Source organism: Streptomyces sp. NPDC001157, from assembly GCF_053598255.1.
Window position 1 is genome coordinate 276,724 of record NZ_JBSFJW010000004.1, and the last position, 21,486, is coordinate 298,209.

Genomic DNA, 21,486 nt, shown 5'->3' on the forward strand with positions numbered 1-21,486 from the left:
CCAGTTGCCGTTCACCCTGAGCCATGCGGCCGCCGTCCTGCCCGCCGTACGCAGCGACGGAACGGGCCGAGGACGGCTGATTCCGGCCGTCCTCGTGGCCGGGTCCTTCGCGCCCGACATGACCTACTACGCGGCAAGTGCGGTACCCGGTGCGATGGAGTTCGGCTCGGTCACGCACTCCGTTCCCGGCGTTTTCACGGTCGACGTGGTGGTGGCCTGGGCGCTGGTCGGGCTGTGGCTGCTGGTGCGCGAGCCGCTGGTGGCGCTGCTGCCGCGGCCCTGGCAGCCGCGGCCGGCCGCCCTGCTGCGCTGTGGGGCACCACGCGCGCCCATACGGCCGCCCCTGGCCGCGTGGTGGTACGCGTCCGCGGCGCTCGGCGCCCTGACCCACGTGGTGTGGGACGCCTTCACCCATCACGACCGGTGGGGCGTACGGCTGTTTCCCGTACTGGGCCGGGAGCTGTGGGGGTCTCCCCTGTACTGGTACCTGCAGTACGGGAGTTCGGTGGTGGCCGCGGTGGTGATCGTGCTGTGGGTGACGCGGGCGCTGCGGAGGGCGTCGGCGCACCCGGTTTCGGTCGCGGTCCCCGTCTTGTCGCTGCGGGACCGGTGGTGGGCCTGTGTGGTGATCTTCGGGTGTGCGGGGGTCTGGGCCGTGGAGCGGGCGGCGCGGTGGTGGGACTACTGGGGCGCGGTGGCCAGGCCCTGGGAGCTGATTCCGGCCCTGTGCTTCGGCGCGGGCGCGGGGCTGCTGCTCGGGCTGCTGCTGTACGTGGTGGGCGTACGGGTGTGGCGGCCGGTGCCGTCTGCCGGGGAGCCGGAGCGGGTCAGCGTGGAGCAGGGCCGTCCGGCCGGTCGGTGAGGGTGCCCGCGGTCACGATGAACACTCTGACGGTACGGGCGTGGCGGCTGCGGCGGACGCGGACGAGCAGCCCGGTGACGTAGCTGCGGCCCAGGCCCGCCCACAGCCGCCAGGCCGACGGCTCCGCGGGTCCCGCGCCGGGCCGGGGCAGCCGGCGCCGGAGGTCCGCCGCCGTGCGGCGCAGCACGACGGCGAGGTCGGTGGGGATGCGGGCGGTGCTTGCACGAGCGGCGAAGGCCGGCACCGGTGCGGGTGGCACGGCGGGCGCCGACTCGGCACTCGCCTGCGCTCTCGCCGGTCGGCGGTTGAGCATGCGTATACCCATGCCCGCATCCTTACGGTGCGAAGGCGGTGGGGGCCTTTTCGCGGGGGCCACCTGAGTGACGGTCCCCTGCGGGGCTTGACGAGTGCGGCAGGCCTCTTGCTCGGAGGGTGCACCCCTGCGCGCCGGGTTCGGCCGCGCCCTGAAGGGGCGCGGGGAACTGCGCGACCAGCCACGACGAGCCCGCAGACACCCGACAACCCCTGCGCGGAGGGCTCCCCTGGCTGGGCGCCTCACCCTGGCCGGAGGGCCCGCTCGCCACCCGGCCAGGCAGCACCGAATCCCCGCCCCACGGCCGGAGGCTAATGCGCAGCCGACTCCCAGTCGGAGCCCAAGCCCACCGAGACGCCGAGCGGCACCCTCAGATGAACGGCGTCAGCCATCTCGCGGCGAACGATCTCCTCCGCGGCGGCGCGCTCCCCGGGAGCGATCTCCAGGACGATTTCGTCGTGGACCTGAAGGAGCATGCGGGACGTGAGGCCCGCCCCCCGCAGCGCGTCGTCCACCTTGAGCATGGCGATCTTGACGATGTCCGCGGCGGTGCCCTGGATCGGCGCGTTCAGAGCCATCCGCTCGGCCGCCTCGCGGCGCTGGCGGTTGTCGCTGTTGAGGTCGGGCAGATAGCGGCGGCGGCCGAAGAGGGTCGCCGTGTAGCCGGTAGCCCTGGCCTCGTCCACGGCGCGGCGCAGATAGTCGCGGACGCCGCCGAACCGCTCGAAGTAGGTGTCCATCAGGACCCGTGCCTCGCCCGCGTCGATGTTCAGCTGCTGGGACAGGCCGAACGCCGACAGCCCGTACGCCAGGCCGTACGACATGGCCTTGATCTTGCGCCGCATCTCCGCGTCGACATGCTCCCGGTCGACCGAGAAGACCTGCGCCGCAACCGTGTTGTGGAGGTCCTCACCGGAGGTGAACGCCTCGATCAGGCCCTCGTCCTCGGAGAGATGGGCCATCACGCGCAGTTCGATCTGGCTGTAGTCGGCGGTCATCAGCGACTCGAAGCCCTCGCCTACGACGAAGCCGCGGCGGATGGCGCGGCCCTCGTCGGTGCGGACGGGGATGTTCTGCAGGTTCGGGTCGGTGGAGGAGAGCCGGCCAGTCGCGGCGACCGTCTGGTTGAAGGTGGTGTGGATGCGGCCGTCGGCGGCGATCGTCTTGATCAGGCCCTCGACGGTGACGCGCAGCTTGGCCTGCTCGCGGTGGCGGAGCATGACCACCGGCAGTTCGTTGTCCGTCTGGGTGGCCAGCCAGGCCAGGGCGTCGGCGTCCGTGGTGTAGCCGGTCTTGGTCTTCTTCGTCTTGGGCAGGCCCAGCTCGCCGAAGAGGACTTCCTGGAGCTGCTTGGGCGAGCCCAGGTTGAACTCGTGGCCCGCCGCCGCGTGCGCCTCCTTCACCGCCTGCTGCACGGCGCCCGCGAACATCTGCTCCATGGCCTCCAGATGGGCCCGGTCGGCGGCGATGCCATGCCGCTCCATGCGGGCGAGCAGGATCGAGGTGGGCAGCTCCATGTCGCGCAGCAGGTCCGCGGCGCCGACCTCCTCCAGACGGCCCCGGAAGGCCTCGCCGAGGTCGAGGATCGCGCGGGCCTGCACCATGAGCGCCTCGGCCTCCGCGCCGTCGTCGGCGCCGAAGGCGAGCTGGCCGTCGGCCACGGCGGCGGGGGCCAGCTCACGGCCCAGGTACTCCAGGGACAACGCGTCCAGGTCGAAGGAGCGGCGGCCCGGCTTGACCAGGTAGGCGGCCAGCGCGGTGTCCATCGAGACACCGGCGAGGGACCAGCCGTGCTCGGCGAGGACACGCATGGCGCCCTTGGCGTTGTGCAGGACCTTGGGGCGGTCCTCGGCGGCCAGCCAGCCGGCCCACGCGTTCTCGTCGGCCTCGTCCAGCTGGGAGGGGTCGAACCAGGCGGCCGGCCCCTCGGCGGTGGCGAGCGCGACCTCGGCGACCGAGCCGGTGCCCAGCGCCCAGGTGTCGACGGTGGCGATGCCGAGCGTCTCGGTGCCGTGCTCGCTGAGCCAGCCGGCCAGCTCGCCCGTGCCCAGCACCGTCCCGTCCAGCTCCACACCGGGCGCCACCGGCGTCGCCTCGGCCTCCTCGCCGCCCGGGTCGACGGCGAGCAGCCGCTCGCGCAGCGAGGGGTTCCTGATCTCCAGGGTGTCCAGGACCATCGCGACGGCCGTGCGGTCGTACGGGGCGCGCTCCAGGTCGGCGACCGCCTTGGGCAGCTCGACCGTGCGCACCATCTCGGTCAGGCGGCGGTTGAGCTTGACCGCCTCCAGGTGCTCGCGCAGGTTCTGCCCGGCCTTGCCCTTGACCTCCTCGACGCGCTCGACGAGCTCCGCGAACGAACCGAACTGATTGATCCACTTCGCGGCGGTCTTCTCACCGACGCCCGGGATGCCCGGCAGGTTGTCGGACGGGTCGCCGCGCAGCGCCGCGAAGTCGGGGTACTGCGCGGGCGTCAGCCCGTACTTCTCGAAGACCTTCTCCGGGGTGAACCGGGTCAGCTCGGAGACGCCCTTCGTCGGATAGAGCACCGTCGTGTGCTCGCTGACCAGCTGGAAGGAGTCGCGGTCGCCGGTGACGATCAGCACCTCGAAGCCCTCGGCCTCGGCCTGGGTGGCGAGGGTGGCGATGATGTCGTCCGCCTCGAAGCCGTCGACCGCGAACCGCGCGGCGTGCATCGCGTCGAGGAGCTCGCCGATCAGCTCGACCTGGCCCTTGAACTCGTCCGGGGTCTTGGAGCGGTTGGCCTTGTACTCCGTGAACTCCTCGGAGCGCCAGGTCTTGCGGGAGACGTCGAAGGCCACCGCGAAGTGGGTGGGCTCCTCGTCACGCAGGGTGTTGGCCAGCATCGACGCGAAGCCGTAGATCGCGTTCGTCGGCTGGCCCGTCGCGGTCGTGAAGTTCTCCGCGGGCAGCGCGAAGAACGCGCGGTACGCCAGCGAGTGCCCGTCCATGAGCATGAGGCGGGGCCGCGTGTTGCCGCCGGCGGTCTTGTCGGTCGTCTTCGATGCTGTTTCTGCCACGCCCCGATCCTGCCACGTGCCACTGACAGTCGTGGCTCCCCGCCGGATCGGCGCCTCCCCCACCGCTTTGAGAGCCGGGAAGCCCCCGTCACCGTCGTCGAAGTCGATCGCCGACCCGGCGCAAAGAAAGGCGACGGGCGCCGACGCAACGCCACAGCGGAGAACAGCAGCGACCGGCGCCGACCCGACCGGAGATCACGCTCCCCGCACAGAACCGGTTGTCCCCGCTGTCAGTCGCGCGTGCGAGGATCGAACCGGTAGCTCGCAGGTGTCTGTGAAGGAGAGTGCGCGATGGCGACGAAGCCGCCCAAGGGTGATCCGGTCCAGGACGCACCGCAGGTCGCCGAACCCAAGCACGCGGCGGCGGGACTGCCGGCCATCGGGCACACCCTGCGCATCGCCCAGCAGCAGATGGGCGTGAAGCGGACCGCGCTGACGCTGCTGCGCGTCAACCAGAAGGACGGCTTCGACTGCCCGGGCTGCGCCTGGCCGGAGCCGGACCACCGGCACAAGGCGGAGTTCTGTGAGAACGGCGCGAAGGCGGTCGCCGAGGAGGCCACCCTGCGCCGGGTCACCCCGGAGTTCTTCGCCGCGCACTCCGTCGCCGACCTCGCCGGCCGCAGCGGCTACTGGCTGGGCCAGCAGGGCCGGCTCACCCACCCCATGCATCTGCCCGAAGGGGGCACGCACTACGAGCCGGTGAGCTGGGAGCGCGCCTTCGACATCGTCGCCGAGGAAATCGCCGCCCTCGCCTCCCCCGACGAGGCGCTCTTCTACACCTCGGGTCGCACCAGCAACGAAGCGGCCTTCCTCTACCAGCTCTTCGCCCGCCGGCTCGGCACCAACAACCTGCCCGACTGCTCCAACATGTGCCACGAGTCGTCCGGTTCGGCACTGAGCGAGACGATCGGCATCGGCAAGGGCAGCGTCCTGCTGGAGGACCTCTACAAGGCCGACCTGATCATCGTCGCCGGCCAGAACCCGGGCACCAACCACCCGCGCATGCTCTCCGCCCTGGAGAAGGCCAAGGCGGGCGGCGCGAAGATCATCAGCGTCAACCCGCTGCCCGAGGCCGGTCTGGAGCGGTTCAAGAACCCGCAGACCCCGCAGGGCATGCTCAAGGGCGCCGCCCTCAACGACCTGTTCCTGCAGATCCGCATCGGCGGCGACCAGGCTCTCTTCCGCCTCCTCAACAAACTCATCCTGGAGACCGAGGGCGCCGTCGACGAGGAGTTCGTCCGCGAACACACCCACGGCTACGAGGAGTTCGCCGCAGCCGCCAAGGCCGCCGACTGGGACGAGACCCTGACCGCGACCGGTCTCACGCGCGCGGAGATCGAAGCCGCCCTGGAGATGGTCCTCGCCTCGAAGCGCACCATCGTGTGCTGGGCGATGGGTCTCACCCAGCACAAGCACTCCGTGCCCACCATCCGCGAGGTCGTCAACTTCCTCCTGCTGCGCGGCAACATCGGCCGCCCGGGCGCGGGCGTGTGCCCGGTGCGCGGCCACTCGAACGTGCAGGGCGACCGGACGATGGGCATCTTCGAGCGCCCCGCCCCCGCCTTCCTGGACGCCCTGGAGAGGGAGTTCGGCTTCGCCCCGCCGCGCGCGCACGGCTACGACGTCGTCCAGGCCATCCGCGCCCTGCGCGACGGCCGGGCGAAGGTGTTCTTCGCGATGGGCGGCAACTTCGTGTCCGCCTCCCCCGACACCGAGGTCACCGAGGCGGCCATGCGGCGCGCCCGCCTCACCGTGCACGTGTCGACCAAGCTCAACCGCTCGCATGTCGTCACGGGCGCGCGTGCCCTGATCCTGCCCACCCTCGGCCGCACCGAGCGCGACCTGCAGGGCAGCGGCGAGCAGTTCGTGACCGTCGAGGACTCCATGGGCATGGTGCACGCCTCCCGCGGCCGCCTGGAGCCCGCGAGCAGCCACCTGCTGTCCGAACCGGCCATCGTCTGCCGCCTGGCCCGCCGTGTGCTCGGCGAGGACAGTACGGTGCCCTGGGAGGAGTTCGAGAAGGACTACGCCACCATCCGCGACCGCATCGCGCGCGTGGTCCCCGGCTTCGAGGACTTCAACGCGCGCGTGGCCCGCCCCGGCGGCTTCACCCTCCCCCACGCCCCACGCGACGAACGCCGCTTCCCGACGGCGACGGGGAAGGCGAACTTCACGGCGGCTCCCGTGGAGTACCCCAGGCTGCCCGAAGGACGTCTGCTGCTGCAGACGCTGCGCTCGCACGACCAGTACAACACCACCATCTACGGCCTCGACGACCGCTACCGCGGCATCAGGAACGGCCGCCGCGTCGTCCTGGTCAACCCCGAGGACGCAACTGCACTCGGCGTCGCCGACGGGTCGTACGTCGACCTGGTCGGCGAGTGGAAGGACGGCGTGGAGCGCAGGGCACCCGGCTTCCGCGTCGTGCACTATCCGACGGCACGCGGCTGCGCCGCCGCCTACTACCCCGAGACCAACGTCCTGGTGCCGCTGGACTCCACCGCGGACACCAGCAACACCCCGGCCAGCAAGTCCGTCGTCGTGCGTCTGGAACAATCGGCAACCGACTGAGCGTTTGCTCAGGCAGGCTGGACGAGTGATCAGGACGAACGGAGCCGGGCCCATGGGTGAGCAGCAGTACGTGAAGTTCCCGCAGGAGGTCATCGACGAGTACGCCGCACTCGGCGTCGACCTCCCGGCCCTCTTCTCCGCCGGACACCTCGGCACCCGCATGGGCGTGGAGATCATCGAGGCCTCCGCGGACCGCGTCGTCGGCACCATGCCCGTCGAGGGCAACACCCAGCCCTACGGCCTCCTGCACGGCGGCGCCTCCGCCGTCCTCGCCGAGACCCTCGGCTCCGTCGGCTCCATGCTCCACGGCGGCAGCTCCAAGATCGCGGTCGGCGTCGACCTGAACTGCACCCACCACCGCGGCGTACGCTCCGGCCTGGTCACCGGCGTCGCCACACCCGTCCACCGCGGCCGCTCCACCGCCACGTACGAGATCGTGATCAGCGACGAGGACGGACGGCGCGTGTGCAGCGCACGCCTGACGTGCCTGCTGCGGGACGTCCGGCCCGGCGACGGGGCGCGCGCGGGCGCCGCCGGCTGACCGTCCCGCCTCTGGCCCGACCCGTCGATCAGGCCATAGCGTCATGCCATGAGAACGGGAGGAGCCCTCCGGGCGGGGGCGGTGCCGGGCTGCGTCACCTACGGGGGCTACCGGACGACGGGCCTGTCCCACGGCCGGCACGACATCCTGCGGGGCGTCGTGAACACAGCCAGAGCCACCAAGAAACACCAAGCCACCGAAGCAGCCGACGAGTTGATCGGACGTCGGGCGCGCGAGGACTGCCGGGACCGGTACCGCACCGGCAGTCCGAGCAGCGGGGCGTGGCAGTGAGCGGCGTCGGCCCCGTCGAACCGGGCGAGGGCACCCGCGCATGGGACTCCCCTGAGGCGCGCGACAGCGTCCCGCCCCGCCGCCCGCGCGGACGCCTCCCGCAGTGGTACGACCGGCACCGGCGCGCCACCCTCAGCGCCGCCATGGCCGCCGTCCTGCTCGCGGCCGGCGGCTACCTCTACCTCACCCGGCCGCACAAGCCGCCGGCCCCCGCCCCGCCGTACCCGTCCCAGGTCGTGGACCTCACCTACATCGACCCCGTGACCCCACCGAAGCCGGCTCAGCCCGGCAGCTTCAGCTTCGCGGTGGACCTGAGCGTGCTGTCGGGCCCGCCGGTCACCGTCAGAGACATCACCCAGCCCTACGCCGGCCTGTCCCTGACCACGCGGCCCCACACACCGTTCCGGACGCAGGCGGCGACAAGCCGCAGGATCGTGATCACCATGCACGTCACGCAATGCCGGAAAGCGCCGGAAAGCGCCGGACTCCCTTTCCTGGATGTAACTCTGCGTAATACGCGCGCAATAGAGGTCCACAGTTTCATCCTGGGGCAGCGTTACGCACAGCACCTCACAACCGCCCTGCAAGCCATCTGTAACCACAGATCCCCGTAATTACCAAAACGCTTGAAGCACCTGACAGCAACCGATGGGTCCTGCAAGTTCTCAGAATGTGGACAGGGCGAATCGGCTGGAATTCCGCTGTTCCACCCACCCAACACCGCTCTGCATTACGCGATGTCATAACAAGACAGTCACAGCCTCACCCAGACCCTCCTCCAGACTTCCTCAACCCGCTTAGAGTCACCGCCAGTCACCGTGCCGCCGAAGTGTCACTTCGACCCGGCGCCACGACTCGGCCACTTCCAGGAGGGAGTGCCGTCCAGGGAAAGGACTGACCGTGCGTCAACGTTCGCTCATCGCCATAACCGCCGCGCTGGCAGCGGGAGCACTCACCCTCACCGCCTGCGGCTCGCGCGACAGCAGCGACAAGGGGGGCTCCAGCAGCGGCGGCACCACCGTCACCATCGGGGTCGACGCCCCGCTGACCGGCGACCTGTCCGCTCTGGGCCTGGGCATCAAGAACTCCGTGGACCTGGCCGTCAAAACGGCCAACAAGGAAAAGCTGGTCGACGGCATCACCTTCAAGATCGAGGCCAAGGACGACCAGAAGCAGGCCTCCGCCGGACAGCAGAACGCCACCGCCCTGGTCGCCGACAAGAGCGTCCTCGGCGTGGTCGGCCCGCTGAACTCCGCCGTCGCCCAGGCCATGCAGAAGGTCTTCGACGACGCCAAGCTGGTCGAGGTCTCCCCGGCCAACACCAACCCCACCCTGACCCAGGGCAACGACTGGCAGACGAAGAAGGTCCGCCCCTTCAAGTCGTACTTCCGCACCGCGACCACGGACGCCATCCAGGGCCCGTTCGCCGCACAGTACGTCTACAACACCAGCAAGAAGACCAAGGTCTTCGTCATCGACAACAAGGGCACCTACGGCGTCGGCCTCGCCGCCACCTTCACCCAGGAGTTCAAGAAGCTCGGCGGAAAGGTCGTGGGCACCCAGCACATCAACCCCGACACCAAGGACTACACCTCGGTCGCCACCCAGGTGAAGAACTCCGGCGCCGACGTCGTCTACTTCGGCGGCGAGTACCCCAACGGCGGCCCGCTCAGCAAGCAGATCAAGGCGGCCGGCGCCAACATCCCCGTGGTCGGCGGTGACGGCATCTTCGACCCGACCTACATCAAGCTGGCCGGCCCCAAGAGCACCGGCGACCTCGCCACCTCCGTCGGCGCTCCCGTCGACACCCTCCCCTCCGCCAAGAAGTTCGTCGACGACTACAAGGCGGGCGGCTACTCGGAGGACTACGGCGCCTACGGCGGCTACTCCTACGACTCCACCATGGCCATCATCCAGGCCGTCAAGAAGGTCGTCGCCGACAACGGCGGCAAGCTGCCCTCCGACGCCCGCGCCAAGATCACCGCAGCCATGCAGAACGTCTCCTTCGACGGAGTGACCGGCAAGGTCTCCTTCGACGAGTTCGGTGACGCCACCAACAAGCAGCTCACCGTCTACGCCGTCAAGAACGGTGCCTTTGCCGCCGTCAAGTCCGGTACCTACACCGGCTGACCCTCACCCGCACCACTCACGAGCCGCGCGGGGCGCTGTTCCACAAGCGCCCCGCGCGTTCTCGCATCCGGCCCCATCCGTCGAAAACATCCGAATAGTCTCGGAGGACATGCGGTGAACGAACTGCCGCAGCAGCTGGTCAACGGCCTGCTACTGGGATCCATGTACGGGCTGGTCGCCATCGGCTACACGATGGTCTATGGCATCGTCCAGCTCATCAACTTCGCCCACGGCGAGATCTTCATGACCGGCGCCTTCGGCGCTCTGACGGTCTACCTGTACGTCCTGCCGGACGGCACATCCATGCTGATCGCCCTGCCGCTGATGCTCATCGGCGCCATCATCGTCTCCGTCACGGTCGCCGTGGGAGCGGAACGGTTCGCCTACCGCCCTCTGCGCACTGCCCCCCGCCTCGCGCCCCTCATCACCGCCATCGGCCTCTCCCTCGCCCTCCAGCAGGCGGTCTGGGCCTGGTACCCGCACGCCAAGTCCTCGATCACCTTCCCCGAGATCAACGGCGGGCCCTTCCACATCGGCGACGTCACCATCCAGACCGGCGACATCTTCCTGCTCGTCGCCGCCCCCATCAGCATGGCCGTCCTCGCCTACTTCGTCATGAAGACCCGCACCGGCCGCGGCATGCAGGCCACCGCCCAGGACCCCGACACCGCCAAACTGATGGGCATCAACACCGACCGCATCATCGTGGTCGCCTTCGCCCTCGGCGCCACCTTCGCCGCCATCGGAGGCGTCGCCTACGGCCTCAAGTACGGCGAGATCGACTTCCGCATGGGCTTCATCCTCGGCCTCAAGGCCTTCACCGCGGCCGTCCTCGGCGGCATCGGCAACATCTACGGAGCCATGATCGGCGGCGTCGTCCTCGGAATCGCCGAAACCCTCGCCTCCGCATACATCTCCAACATCCCCGGCATGGAAAAGTTCGGCAGCCAGTCCTGGGCCGACGTCTGGGCCTTCGTACTCCTCATCCTCGTGCTCCTCTTCAGGCCCCAAGGCCTGCTCGGCGAGCGCGTCGCGGACAGGGCGTGACACCGATGACAACACAGACCACCGCACCCGAAACCCCGGGCACCCCCGCCGCGTCAACCCCGACCGGCCTCATCGGCATCCCCACCCCCATCGGGCGCGCACTCGCCACCGGCGGCGGCATACTCACCGTCATATCCACATTCATGTCATGGACCTGGACCGCCGCATTCCCCGGCGACCTCACCGTCTACGGCTACCCGGGCGGCCTCCAGGTCCTCGTCCTCATCGGCGGCGCCCTCACCACCCTCCTCGCCCTCGCCGGCTACGGAATCAAGGGCCTGCGCCACCTCGTACCCGCCGGCGGCGACGCCGCCCTCAGATTCGCCGCCCTCGCCGCCTTCGCCACCGCCTGGTACACGGTCATCGCGATCAGCGACGAACTCGGCGGCCTCGTCAACCTCGACCCGGGCGGCTTCCTCGTCGCCATCGCCACACTCGCCGCACTCATCGGCGCCCTGGCACTGCCCTTCCAACACCCCGAGCCCGACCCGATCGACCCCGACGACGGCGCCTGGGAAAAGTTCAAGAACAAGGCCGCCCACAAGCGGGACACCATCAAGGCCGCCTTCACCGCAGGCTCCCCCCGCCCCGTCGGCAAACTCCCCGCCTACGTCGAGATCCTGATCATCGCCGGCGTCCTCGCCCTCAGCCTGCTCGTCTTCACCTACGGCATCGGCACCGAGTACGACGAACTCTTCATCGGCTTCCTCATCACCGCCGGCTTCGGCTTCGCCGCCCTCAACAAGGCCGGCCTCGTCGCCCAGGCCACCCAGATCACCGCCCGGCACCAGAACATCACCGTCTGCGGCGCCTTCGTCGCCGCGGCCCTGTTCCCCTTCACCCAGACCGACGACCAGTACGCGACCCTCGGCGTCTACATCCTGATCTTCGCCACCGTCGCCCTCGGCCTCAACATCGTCGTCGGCCTCGCCGGCCTCCTCGACCTCGGCTACGTCGCCTTCCTCGGCGTCGGCGCCTACGCCGCAGCCCTCGTCTCCGGCTCCCCCAGCTCACCCTTCAACGTCCACTTCCCGTTCTGGGCAGCCGTCCTCGTCGGCGCCCTCGCCTCACTCGTCTTCGGCGTCGTCATCGGCGCCCCCACCCTGCGACTGCGCGGCGACTACCTGGCCATCGTGACACTGGGCTTCGGAGAGATCTTCCGCATCACCGCCAACAACCTCGACGGCACCTCCGGCCCCAGCCTCACCAACGGCTCCAACGGCATCTCCTCGATCCCCAACCTGAAGATCCTCGGCTGGGACCTCGGCGCCCCCCACGACATCCTCGGCTTCACCATCGGCCGGTTCGCCAACTACTTCCTGCTGATGCTGATCATCACAGCCATCGTCGTCCTCGTCTTCCGACGCAGCGGCGACTCCCGCATCGGCCGCGCCTGGGTCGCCATCCGCGAAGACGAAACCGCCGCCCTCGCCATGGGCATCAACGGCTTCAAGGTCAAACTCATCGCCTTCGCCGTCGGCGCCTCCCTCGCCGGCCTCGCCGGCACCGTCCAGGCCCACGTCACCTACACAGTCACCCCCGAGCAGTACCAGTTCGCCGGACCCATCCCCCCCAACTCCGCCTTCCTGCTCGCCGCAGTCGTCCTCGGCGGCATGGGCACCATCGGCGGCCCCCTCATCGGCGCCTCCCTGCTCTACCTCATCCCCAACAAGCTCCAATTCCTCGGCGACTACCAGCTCTTCGCCTTCGGCCTCGCACTCATCCTGCTGATGCGCTTCCGCCCCGAAGGCCTCGTCGCCAACCGGCGCCGCCAACTGGAGTTCCACGAAGAGGCCGAAGCGCCCACCGTCCTGAGCACGACAGGGGCCTGACCACATGACCACCGACACCACCACCCAGGACAGCACCCCCGGCGCCACCACCCCCGGCGAAACCGTCCTCGACGCCCGCGGCGTCACCATGCGCTTCGGCGGCCTCACCGCCGTACGAGGCGTCGACCTCACCGTCAACAGCGGCGAAATCGTCGGCCTCATCGGCCCCAACGGCGCAGGCAAAACAACCTTCTTCAACTGCCTCACCGGCCTCTACATCCCCACCGAGGGCGAAGTCCGCTTCAAAGGCAGCGTCCTCCCACCGAAATCCTTCAAAGTCACCGCCGCAGGCATCGCCCGCACCTTCCAGAACATCCGCCTGTTCGGCAACATGACCGTCCTGGAAAACGTCCTCGTCGGCCGCCACACCCGCACCAAGGAAGGCTTCTGGTCCGCCGTCCTGCGCGGCCCCGGCTTCCACCGCGCGGAAAAAGCCTCCCGCGAACGAGCCATGGAACTCCTCGAGTTCATCGGCCTCCAACACAAGGCCGACCACCTCGCGCGCAACCTGCCCTACGGCGAACAGCGCAAGCTGGAGATCGCCCGTGCCCTCGCCAGCGAGCCCGGCCTGCTCCTGCTCGACGAGCCGACAGCCGGCATGAACCCCCAGGAAACGCGGGCCACCGAGGAACTCGTCTTCGCCATCCGCGACATGGGCATCGCCGTCCTCGTCATCGAGCACGACATGCGGTTCATCTTCAACCTCTGCGACCGCGTCGCCGTACTCGTACAGGGCGAGAAGCTCGTCGAGGGCGACAGCGCAACCGTCCAGGGCGACGAACGCGTCATCGCCGCCTACCTCGGAGAACCCTTCGACAACGCCCCCGGCGACGCAGAAGTCGCCGAGGTCGAAGCCGCAGAGAACCAGGCCGACGCGCCCGGCAAGGAGAACGACCGATGACCGCACTCCTGGAGGTCGAGGACCTCCGCGTCGCCTACGGCAAGATCGAGGCCGTCAAAGGCATCTCCTTCAAGGTCGAAGCAGGCGAGGTCGTCACCCTCATCGGCACCAACGGCGCCGGCAAGACGACCACCCTGCGCACACTCTCCGGCCTGCTCAAGCCCGTCGGCGGCCAGATCAAGTTCGACGGCAAGTCACTGAAGAAGGTCCCCGCCCACCAGATCGTCTCCCTCGGCCTCGCACACTCCCCCGAGGGGCGGCACATCTTCCCCCGCATGACGATCGAGGACAACCTCCGCCTCGGCGCCTTCCTACGCAGCGACAAGGCCGGCATCGAGAAGGACATCCAGCGGGCCTACGACCTCTTCCCCATCCTGGGAGAGCGCCGCAAGCAAGCCGCAGGCACCCTCTCGGGCGGCGAACAGCAGATGCTGGCCATGGGCCGCGCCCTCATGTCCCAGCCCAAGCTGCTGATGCTCGACGAACCCTCCATGGGCCTCTCCCCGATCATGATGCAGAAGATCATGGCGACGATCGTGGAGCTCAAGGCCCAGGGCACGACCATCCTCCTGGTCGAGCAGAACGCCCAGGCAGCACTCTCACTCGCCGACCACGGCCACGTCATGGAAGTCGGCAACATCGTCCTCTCCGGCACCGGCCAGGACCTGCTGCACGACGAATCCGTACGCAAGGCATACCTCGGCGAGGACTGAGCCCGGTCTTCACGGCGGTACGACGAGGCCCGCGCCCCTGGTCTCCCAGGGGCGCGGGCCTCGGTCTGTGTCCGGGTGCCGGAGGTCAGCCCTTCGCGGCCTTCTTCTCATCCGCGTCCTGGATAACCGCCTCAGCAACCTGCTGCATCGACATCCGACGATCCATCGACGTCTTCTGAATCCACCGGAACGCAGCCGGCTCCGTCAGCCCGTACTCCGTCTGAAGAATGGACTTCGCCCGGTCGACAAGCTTGCGAGTCTCCAGGCGGAGCGTGAGGTCGGCGACCTCCTTCTCCAGCTCCTTCAGCTCCGTGAACCGCGAGACAGCCATCTCAATGGCCGGCACGACATCACTCTTGCTGAACGGCTTCACCAGGTACGCCATCGCACCGGCGTCGCGAGCCCGCTCGACGAGGTCACGCTGCGAGAAGGCGGTAAGCATCAGGACGGGGGCAATGCCCTCCTCGGCGATCTTCTCGGCCGCCGAGATACCGTCCAGCTTGGGCATCTTCACGTCGAGGATCACGAGGTCCGGCTGGTGCTCACGGGCAAGCTCGATGGCCTGCTCGCCGTCACCGGCCTCGCCGACGACGCTGTAGCCCTCTTCCTCCAGCATCTCTTTGAGGTCGAGCCGGATCAGGGCCTCGTCCTCGGCGATGACGACACGGGTCGTCAGCGGAGGCACGTGCGACTTGTCGTCGTCGGGCGCGTCTACGGGCTGGGGCGACTCGGGGGCGGTCACGGGGGCTCCTCGTTCAGGGCAGGGGTGCTGCTCCCAAGAGCGTACCTAGCTGCGGTATGGTGGACGGGCAGCGGGTCGGGGTAAACCTTCGATTCACTGGCCCCGGTAGCCCAATCGGCAGCAGGCGATGCTCTCAAACAGCATACAGTGTGGGTTCGAATCCCACCCGGGGCACTTTTCCTTCAATTCCAAGGTAGTCACCGGAAAGCGGATGTCCACGTTCTCGTGAACATCCGCTTTTTGCTGCGTGTCGCCGCGATCGCTCCCGCACGGTGATCACATGTACGACATCAGCACGCGCAAGCGAGCATTGGCGCTGGTCTCCCAGGGGCGCAGCCTGACCTCCGTCAGCAAAGAGACGGGCATCTCCCGGGCCACCCTCCGCAATTGGCAACGCCGTATCGAACCCCGGCCCCGAAGGCAGACAGGTCGCCCCTGCCCTCGATGCGAGGACGCGCCACGCCCACCAGAGGACCAGGCTGCGTACGCCTACCTCCTGGGCCTCTACTTAGGCGACGGGTGCATCAGCGCGCACCGTCGAGGCGTGTACTTCATGCGCATCGTGCTCGACAAGGCCTGGCCGGGGGTTGTCGACGCGTGCGAAAGAGCCCTCCGAGGAGTGCGCCCGAACAACAGCGTCTTCCGAGTCAAGCGGAAAGGTTGCTTCGCTGTTTCCAGCGCCAGCAAGCACTGGCCGTGCCTCTTTCCCCAGCACGGTCCTGGCAAGAAACACGACCGCCCGATCGTCCTCGACGCCTGGCAACAGGAAATCGTCGATGCCCACCCCTGGGAGTTCATCCGCGGCCTCGTCCACTCCGACGGCTGCCGCATCACCAACTGGACTGAGAAGACCGTTGCCGGAGTGCGCAAGCGCTATGAATACCCGCGGTACTTCTTCTCCAACAAGTCGGACGACATCCGCAAGCTCCTCACGGACACGCTCGACAAGGTCGGCGTCGAGTGGACAACTCTCGCGCGCGGCAGTGACCCGTTCAACATCTCTATCGCCCGCAAAGCCTCCGTAGCCCTCATGGACATCCACGTAGGCCCCAAGTACTAACCCCAGCCTCCTACTTGGGACTGTCATCCTCCCCAATGTGATGCACCCGCACCATGTTCGTCGCCCCCGAAACCCCCGGAGGCGACCCCGCCGTAATCACCACGACGTCTCCCTTCTGGCAGCGGCCGTACTTCAACAGCAGCTCATCCACCTGCTCGACCATCGCATCCGTAGAGTCCACATGCGGCCCGAGGAATGTCTCCGCACCCCACGTCAGACTCAGCTGCGACCGCGTCGCCGGCTCTGGCGTGAAAGCCAGCAGCGGAATGGGCGACCGGTAGCGTGAAAGCCGACGGGCCGTGTCGCCCGACTGGGTAAAGGCGACCAGGAACTTCGCGCCCAGGAAGTCGCCCATTTCCGCCGCCGCGCGGGCGACCGCTCCGCCCTGGGTGCGGGGCTTGTTCCGTTCCGTCAAGGGTGGGAGGCCCTTCGCGAGGACGTCCTCCTCCGCCGCTTCGACGATCTTGGCCATCGTGCGGACCGTCTCGATGGGGTATTTGCCGACGCTCGTCTCGCCGGACAGCATGACCGCGTCCGTGCCGTCGATGACGGCGTTCGCGACGTCGCTGGCCTCCGCGCGCGTGGGGCGGGAATTCTCGATCATCGAGTCGAGCATCTGGGTTGCCACGATGACCGGCTTGGCGTTGCGCTTCGCCAGTTTGATGGCGCGTTTCTGGACGATCGGGACTTGTTCGAGAGGCATCTCCACGCCCAGATCTCCACGCGCGACCATGATGCCGTCGAAGGCGGCGACGATGTCGTCGATGGCCTCCACCGCCTGCGGTTTCTCGACCTTGGCGATGACGGGGAGTCGGCGTGCCTCTTCGTCCATGATGCGGTGGACGTCTTCGATGTCGCGGCCGCTGCGGACGAAGGAGAGGGCGATGACGTCGAAGCCGGTGCGCAGGGCCCAGCGGAGGTCGTCCTCGTCCTTGGGCGAGAGGGCGGGGACCGAGACCGCGACGCCCGGGAGGTTCAGGCCTTTGTGGTCGGAGACCATGCCGCCTTCGATGACGCGGGTGTGGACGCGGGGGCCATCGATGTCGGTGACTTCGAGGCAGACTTTGCCGTCGTCGACGAGGATGCGTTCGCCGGGGGTGACGTCGGTGGCGAGGCCGGGGTATGTGGTGCCGCAGGTGTGGCCGTTGCCTTCGGTGCCTTCTTCGACGGTGATGGTGAAGGTGTCGCCGCGTTCAAGGAGTACGGGGCCTTCGGTGAAGTGGCCGAGTCGGATCTTCGGGCCTTGAAGGTCGGCGAGGAGTCCGACGCTGCGGCCGGTTTCGTCGGCGGCCTTCCGTACGCGCTGGTAGCGGTCCTCGTGTTCGGCGTGGGTGCCGTGGCTGAGGTTGAAGCGGGCGACGTCCATTCCGGCTTCTACGAGGGCTTTGATCTGGTCGTAGGAGTCGGTGGCGGGGCCCAGGGTGCAGACGATTTTTGCTCGGCGCATGGTTTGACCCTAGGCCTTACCAGCGGGTAGAGAATTTGGCGTGCGTGACTACTCAACAACCTTTAGGTGAAGGGGTGTTGACAAGTATTGAAGTGTGCAGATGCATGCTCCGATGAGCATTCGAACGGCTCCGGACGCGGGTTCTAGAGCTGTGGTGGTGCCATGGTGAATCGGGCGTTGACGGCGGCGTATACGTGCTGGCGTTGGGGTTCGAGGTCGAGTGCTGCTGCGGTGTCTTCGGCGGGTGCGCCGTAGGCCATGGAGCGCATGCGGGCGCCGGGGGCGGGTGGGTAGGGCTGGGCGTCTTCGGCGCCGATGTCGGCGAGTTCCACCAGGGCTGCGAGTGAGGTGCCGAGGGCCTCGGCGTACTCCCTGGCTCGTTGGACTGCTTCTTTTACTGCCTGTTGTCGGGCTTGGCGGTGGGCGGGTGAGTCGGGGCGCAGGGCCCACCAGGGGCCGTCGACTCGGGCGAGTTCGAGGTCGGCGAGACGGGTGGTGAGTTCGCCGAGGGCGGTGAAGTCCGTGAGCTCGGCGGTGATGTGGACGCGGCCGTGGTAGGCGTGGATGCGTTCGCCGCGGCCGTGTTCCTTGAGTTCGGGGGTGATGGAGAAGGAGCCGGTCTCCAGTCGTTCTACGGCGTCTCCGTAGGTCTTGATGAGGTCGAGGGCGGTGGTGTTGCGGCGGGTGAGGTCGTCGAGGGCGGCGCGGCGGTCTTTGCCGCGGGAGGCGACGGTGATGCCGATGCGGGCGATTTCGGGGTCGACTTCGAGGCGGGCTTCGCCGCGGACGGCGATGCGGGGGGCGTCGGGGGTGCCGTAGGGGACGGCGGGGTGGGGGGTGTCCGGCGAAGGGGTGGTCATACGCCCCACTCTGTCACCTCTTGGTCGGCTGGCGCCGTGTGGTTGTCCGCTTCGGTCATCCAATCGCAACCTGCCGGACCTGTTGCGGTCGGTCATGTGCAGGTCAGAATCTACGCGCGTTGTTGACCCTTCCCTTAGGAGATCGAGACATGCCCTTGAACCGCCGGAGGTTCCTGCAGAAGTCCGCTGCGACCGGAGCGGGGGTGGCGGTGGCGAGTGCCGTCGCCGCTCCGTCGGCTCAGGCCGCGGAGGGCACGGCGGCGAAGAAGCCCGGGAAGCGGTACTCGCTGACCGTGATGGGCACGACCGACCTGCATGGGCACGTCTTCAACTGGGACTACTTCAAGGACGCGGAGTACTCCGACAAGGCCGGCAACGCGCAGGGTCTGTCCCGTATCTCGACGCTGGTGAACCAGGTGCGTGCGGAGAAGGGGCGTTGCAACACGCTCCTGCTGGACGCGGGTGACACGATCCAGGGCACGCCGCTGACGTACTACTACGCGAAGGTCGACCCGATCACCGCCGAGGGCGGTCCGGTGCATCCGATGGCGCAGGCGATGAATGCGATCGGGTATGACGCGGCGGCGCTGGGCAACCACGAGTTCAACTACGGTCTGGAGACGCTGCGGAAGTTCGAGGAGCAGTTGCACTTCCCGTTGCTGGGCGCGAATGCGCTGGACGCGAAGACGCAGAAGCCCGCCTTCCCGCCGTATTTCATCAAGAAGTTCCGGGTGCCGGGTCTGCCGCCGGTGAAGGTGGCGGTGCTCGGGCTCACCAACCCTGGTATCGCGATCTGGGACAAGGCTTATGTGCAGGGGAAGTTGGAGTTCCCTGGTCTGGAGGAGCAGGCGGCGAAGTGGGTGCCGAGGCTGAAGTCGATGGGTGCTGATGTGGTGGTCGTCTCGGCGCACTCCGGTTCCTCGGGTACCTCCTCCTACGGTGACCAGTTGCCGTATGTGGAGAATTCGGCGGCTCTGGTGGCGCAGCAGGTGCCGGACATCGATGCGATTCTGGTCGGGCATGCGCATGTGGAGATCCCGGAGCTGAGGGTCACCAACATCAAGACCGGGAAGACGGTGGTGTTGTCGGAGCCGCTGGCGTATGCGGAGCGGCTGTCGTTGTTCGACGTCGAGCTGGTCTTCGCGAAGGGCCGCTGGTCCGTCGAGTCGGTGTCGTCCAAGGTGCTGAATTCGAACTCGGTCGCCGATGACCCGAAGATCACCAAGCTGCTCAGCGATGAGCACGCGAAGGTGGTCAAGTACGTCAACCAGGTGGTCGGTACGGCGACGCAGACGCTGACGACGGTGGAGGCGCGGTACAAGGATGCGCCGATCATCGATCTGATCACCAAGGTGCAGGAGGATGTCGTCAAGGCGGCGCTGGCGGGTACGTCGTATGCCTCGCTGCCGGTGATCGCGCAGGCTTCGCCGTTCTCCCGGACGTCCGAGATCCCGGCCGGTGATGTGACCATCCGGGATCTTTCCAGCCTGTACGTGTACGACAACACGCTCGTCGCGAAGTTGCTGACGGGTGCGCAGCTCAAGGCGTACCTGGAGTATTCGGCGGAGTACTTCGTGCAGACGGCGCCGGACGTGGTGGTCGATGTGGAGAAGCTGACGAACGCGAATGGCCGCCCCGACTACAACTTCGACTATGTGTCGGGGCTGTCGTACGAGATCGACATCGCCCAGGCGGCGGGTTCGCGGATCAGGAATGTGACCTACAACGGTGCCGCGCTGGATGACGCGCAGAAGTTCGTGTTCGCGGTGAACAACTACCGGGCCAACGGTGGTGGTGCGTTCCCGCATGTGGCGTCCGCGCAGGAGCTGTGGTCGGAGTCGACGGAGATCCGGACGCGGATCGCGGAGTGGGTGACGGCGAAGGGTGTGCTGGATCCGAAGGAGTTTGCGTCGGTGGACTGGCGACTGACGCGGGGTGGTGTGCCGGTTTTCCAGAGCTTCTAGATCTTCTAGAGCTTGAGCAGTGACAGGTCCACGGCGTCGGCGATGGCTTTTGCGCCGGCGTCGTTGATGTGGAGGCCGTCGCCGGCGTTGAACTCGGGGCGGATCCTGTCCGGTTGGGCGGGGTCGGCGACGGCGGCGGCGAGGTCGATGACGGCGTCGAAGGGGTGGTCGGTGCCGAGGAGCCAGGCGTTGACCTCGCGGCGTACGGTCTGGCCGGTTTCGGTGTCGTAGCCCTCGTAGGCGGTGCCGCGGTAGGGGCCGATCGTGGAGCCGATGACGGTGAGTCCGGCGGTGTGCAGTCGGTCGGCGAGGGTGGTCAGGCCTGCGATGAGTTCTGTGGTGGTGGGGCCTTCGGCGGGTTCGGGGTGGGCGATGACGCCGGAGAGTCCGAGGTCGTTGAGGCCGATGTGGATGAGGACGTGGCTGGCACCGGGGACGGCGAGGACGTCGCGGTCGATGCGGGAGAGCAGGTGGTCGCCGATCTCGTCGGTGAGGAGGCGGTTGCCGGAGATGCCCTGGTTGACGATCCAGCCGCGGGTGAGTCGGCGGCTGAGTTGTGCGGGGAAGCTGTTGTCGGTGCCGGGGGTGGTGAAGGCGCCTTCGATCCAGGAGTCGCCGAAGGCGACGGCGATGCGGGTGTCGGCGGGGGCGAGGACGTCGACGCCGGTGAGGAAGTGGCCGGTGGGCAACTCTTCGGCGTTGTGGAGGTGTTCGGCGGAGAGTTGGTTGCCGGGGACGGCGTGTCCGAGGTCGTAGGGGACTGCGCTGTAGGTGCTGAGTCCTGTGTCGCCGGGCAGGTAGAGGCTGATGGTGAGTTCTTCGCCGGCGCTGACGGGGAGCTCGACGGGGTCGCTGATGATGTCCTCGCCGACGGGGATGGTGACGGTTTCGGTGCCGGAGAAGTGCAGGGGTGTGTCGCTGGTGGGGTCGATGCCGCTGCCGTGGGTGCGGACTGCGAGGTGGGCGCCGCCGATGTCGAGGGGTTCTTTGCCGTAGCGGTTGCTGAGCCGTAGTCGTAGTGCTTCGCCGCCGCCGACGAGGCGGATCGACTGCCTGATGGTCTGGTCGGAGAAGCCGCGGGGTTCGAAGAGGTGGAAGGCCTCGTGCGGGTTGACGACGGCGGTGCGGTGGGCTGCGGTCCAGGTCGTGGTCATGGTGTGCTCCAACGTCACCG

At 68.2% G+C, this 21,486-nt stretch carries 18 protein-coding genes and 1 tRNA gene; 13 read left to right on the forward strand and 6 right to left on the reverse strand.

Annotated elements, in window-relative coordinates; all coding sequences use genetic code 11:
• The first annotated feature begins 4 nt into the window (after nt 1–4).
• Nucleotides 5–862 (forward strand): DUF4184 family protein, encoded by an 858-nt coding sequence (locus tag ACWDAG_RS09605; protein WP_450695028.1) that lies wholly within the window; start codon nt 5–7, stop codon nt 860–862.
• Here ACWDAG_RS09605 and ACWDAG_RS09610 read toward each other — a convergent pair.
• Nucleotides 828–1,187: a hypothetical protein gene (locus tag ACWDAG_RS09610; protein ID WP_450695029.1), complete on the reverse strand. Its 360-nt coding sequence runs from the start codon at nt 1,185–1,187 to the stop codon at nt 828–830. The genes ACWDAG_RS09605 and ACWDAG_RS09610 overlap by 35 nt on opposite strands.
• Before the next feature lie 299 nt (nt 1,188–1,486).
• Nucleotides 1,487–4,213 (reverse strand): DNA polymerase I, encoded by a 2,727-nt coding sequence (gene polA, locus ACWDAG_RS09615; RefSeq protein WP_450695030.1) that lies wholly within the window; start codon nt 4,211–4,213, stop codon nt 1,487–1,489.
• A 291-nt stretch (nt 4,214–4,504) separates the two neighbouring features.
• Here polA and ACWDAG_RS09620 point away from each other — a divergent pair, with 291 nt between their 5' ends.
• From ACWDAG_RS09620 to ACWDAG_RS09660, 9 genes are all read left to right on the forward strand, one after another.
• Nucleotides 4,505–6,784 carry an FdhF/YdeP family oxidoreductase gene (locus tag ACWDAG_RS09620; RefSeq protein WP_450695031.1) on the forward strand — a complete coding sequence of 760 codons (2,280 nt, stop codon included), beginning with the start codon at nt 4,505–4,507 and terminating at the stop codon, nt 6,782–6,784.
• 52 nt (nt 6,785–6,836) lie between these two features.
• Nucleotides 6,837–7,325, forward strand: coding sequence for a PaaI family thioesterase (locus tag ACWDAG_RS09625; RefSeq protein ID WP_450695032.1), 489 nt, complete (start codon nt 6,837–6,839; stop codon nt 7,323–7,325).
• A gap of 48 nt (nt 7,326–7,373) precedes the next feature.
• Nucleotides 7,374–7,616, forward strand: coding sequence for a hypothetical protein (locus tag ACWDAG_RS09630; RefSeq protein ID WP_450695033.1), 243 nt, complete (start codon nt 7,374–7,376; stop codon nt 7,614–7,616).
• The gene (locus ACWDAG_RS09635; protein WP_450695199.1) at nt 7,613–8,230 is read left to right on the forward strand and encodes a Tat pathway signal sequence domain protein; all 618 of its coding nucleotides are present in this window, start codon (nt 7,613–7,615) and stop codon (nt 8,228–8,230) included. The genes ACWDAG_RS09630 and ACWDAG_RS09635 overlap by 4 nt, the downstream gene beginning before the upstream one ends.
• A gap of 286 nt (nt 8,231–8,516) precedes the next feature.
• Complete coding sequence (locus ACWDAG_RS09640) at nt 8,517–9,746, forward strand: branched-chain amino acid ABC transporter substrate-binding protein (protein ID WP_450695034.1); 1,230 nt, start codon at nt 8,517–8,519, stop codon at nt 9,744–9,746.
• 114 nt (nt 9,747–9,860) lie between these two features.
• Nucleotides 9,861–10,793, forward strand: a complete 933-nt coding sequence (locus ACWDAG_RS09645; protein ID WP_450695035.1) for a branched-chain amino acid ABC transporter permease — start codon at nt 9,861–9,863, stop codon at nt 10,791–10,793.
• 5 nt (nt 10,794–10,798) lie between these two features.
• Complete coding sequence (locus ACWDAG_RS09650) at nt 10,799–12,625, forward strand: branched-chain amino acid ABC transporter permease (protein WP_450695036.1); 1,827 nt, start codon at nt 10,799–10,801, stop codon at nt 12,623–12,625.
• 4 nt (nt 12,626–12,629) lie between these two features.
• Entirely contained in the window at nt 12,630–13,526 is an 897-nt protein-coding gene (locus tag ACWDAG_RS09655; protein WP_450695037.1) for an ABC transporter ATP-binding protein, read from the forward strand.
• Nucleotides 13,523–14,239, forward strand: a complete 717-nt coding sequence (locus ACWDAG_RS09660; RefSeq protein ID WP_450695038.1) for an ABC transporter ATP-binding protein — start codon at nt 13,523–13,525, stop codon at nt 14,237–14,239. Before ACWDAG_RS09655 ends, ACWDAG_RS09660 begins: the two co-directional genes overlap by 4 nt.
• 85 nt (nt 14,240–14,324) lie before the next feature.
• Here ACWDAG_RS09660 and ACWDAG_RS09665 read toward each other — a convergent pair whose 3' ends face one another.
• Nucleotides 14,325–14,981, reverse strand: coding sequence for an ANTAR domain-containing response regulator (locus tag ACWDAG_RS09665; RefSeq protein ID WP_123964488.1), 657 nt, complete (start codon nt 14,979–14,981; stop codon nt 14,325–14,327).
• A gap of 99 nt (nt 14,982–15,080) precedes the next feature.
• Here ACWDAG_RS09665 and ACWDAG_RS09670 point away from each other — a divergent pair.
• Together ACWDAG_RS09670 and ACWDAG_RS09675 are read left to right on the forward strand one after the other, a co-directional pair.
• Nucleotides 15,081–15,155, forward strand: a tRNA-Leu gene (locus ACWDAG_RS09670).
• A gap of 106 nt (nt 15,156–15,261) precedes the next feature.
• On the forward strand, nt 15,262–16,041 hold the full coding sequence (locus ACWDAG_RS09675) for a helix-turn-helix domain-containing protein (protein ID WP_450695039.1): 780 nt from the start codon (nt 15,262–15,264) through the stop codon (nt 16,039–16,041).
• Between the two features lie 10 nt (nt 16,042–16,051).
• Here the strand turns inward: ACWDAG_RS09675 and pyk are convergent, their stop codons facing one another.
• Nucleotides 16,052–17,488, reverse strand: coding sequence for a pyruvate kinase (pyk, locus tag ACWDAG_RS09680; protein ID WP_450695040.1), 1,437 nt, complete (start codon nt 17,486–17,488; stop codon nt 16,052–16,054).
• A 143-nt stretch (nt 17,489–17,631) separates the two neighbouring features.
• Nucleotides 17,632–18,348 carry an SIMPL domain-containing protein gene (locus tag ACWDAG_RS09685; RefSeq protein WP_450695041.1) on the reverse strand — a complete coding sequence of 239 codons (717 nt, stop codon included), beginning with the start codon at nt 18,346–18,348 and terminating at the stop codon, nt 17,632–17,634.
• A gap of 149 nt (nt 18,349–18,497) precedes the next feature.
• Here ACWDAG_RS09685 and ACWDAG_RS09690 point away from each other — a divergent pair, with 149 nt between their 5' ends.
• Entirely contained in the window at nt 18,498–20,312 is a 1,815-nt protein-coding gene (locus ACWDAG_RS09690; protein ID WP_450695042.1) for a bifunctional metallophosphatase/5'-nucleotidase, read from the forward strand.
• A gap of 5 nt (nt 20,313–20,317) precedes the next feature.
• On the opposite strand, the gene ACWDAG_RS09695 is transcribed toward ACWDAG_RS09690, so the two are convergent.
• Nucleotides 20,318–21,466 (reverse strand): GDSL-type esterase/lipase family protein, encoded by a 1,149-nt coding sequence (locus tag ACWDAG_RS09695; RefSeq protein ID WP_450695043.1) that lies wholly within the window; start codon nt 21,464–21,466, stop codon nt 20,318–20,320.
• Nucleotides 21,467–21,486 lie beyond the last annotated feature (20 nt).

Coding starts and splice junctions, on each gene's coding strand:
- ACWDAG_RS09610 (WP_450695029.1), bottom strand. CDS start 1,187: ATGGGTATACGCATGCTCAACCGCCGACCGGCGAGAGCGCAGGCGAGT.
- ACWDAG_RS09620 (WP_450695031.1), top strand. CDS start 4,505: ATGGCGACGAAGCCGCCCAAGGGTGATCCGGTCCAGGACGCACCGCAG.
- ACWDAG_RS09625 (WP_450695032.1), top strand. CDS start 6,837: ATGGGTGAGCAGCAGTACGTGAAGTTCCCGCAGGAGGTCATCGACGAG.
- ACWDAG_RS09630 (WP_450695033.1), top strand. CDS start 7,374: ATGAGAACGGGAGGAGCCCTCCGGGCGGGGGCGGTGCCGGGCTGCGTC.
- ACWDAG_RS09650 (WP_450695036.1), top strand. CDS start 10,799: ATGACAACACAGACCACCGCACCCGAAACCCCGGGCACCCCCGCCGCG.
- ACWDAG_RS09655 (WP_450695037.1), top strand. CDS start 12,630: ATGACCACCGACACCACCACCCAGGACAGCACCCCCGGCGCCACCACC.
- ACWDAG_RS09660 (WP_450695038.1), top strand. CDS start 13,523: ATGACCGCACTCCTGGAGGTCGAGGACCTCCGCGTCGCCTACGGCAAG.
- ACWDAG_RS09675 (WP_450695039.1), top strand. CDS start 15,262: ATGTACGACATCAGCACGCGCAAGCGAGCATTGGCGCTGGTCTCCCAG.
- pyk (WP_450695040.1), bottom strand. CDS start 17,488: ATGCGCCGAGCAAAAATCGTCTGCACCCTGGGCCCCGCCACCGACTCC.
- ACWDAG_RS09685 (WP_450695041.1), bottom strand. CDS start 18,348: ATGACCACCCCTTCGCCGGACACCCCCCACCCCGCCGTCCCCTACGGC.
- ACWDAG_RS09690 (WP_450695042.1), top strand. CDS start 18,498: ATGCCCTTGAACCGCCGGAGGTTCCTGCAGAAGTCCGCTGCGACCGGA.
- ACWDAG_RS09695 (WP_450695043.1), bottom strand. CDS start 21,466: ATGACCACGACCTGGACCGCAGCCCACCGCACCGCCGTCGTCAACCCG.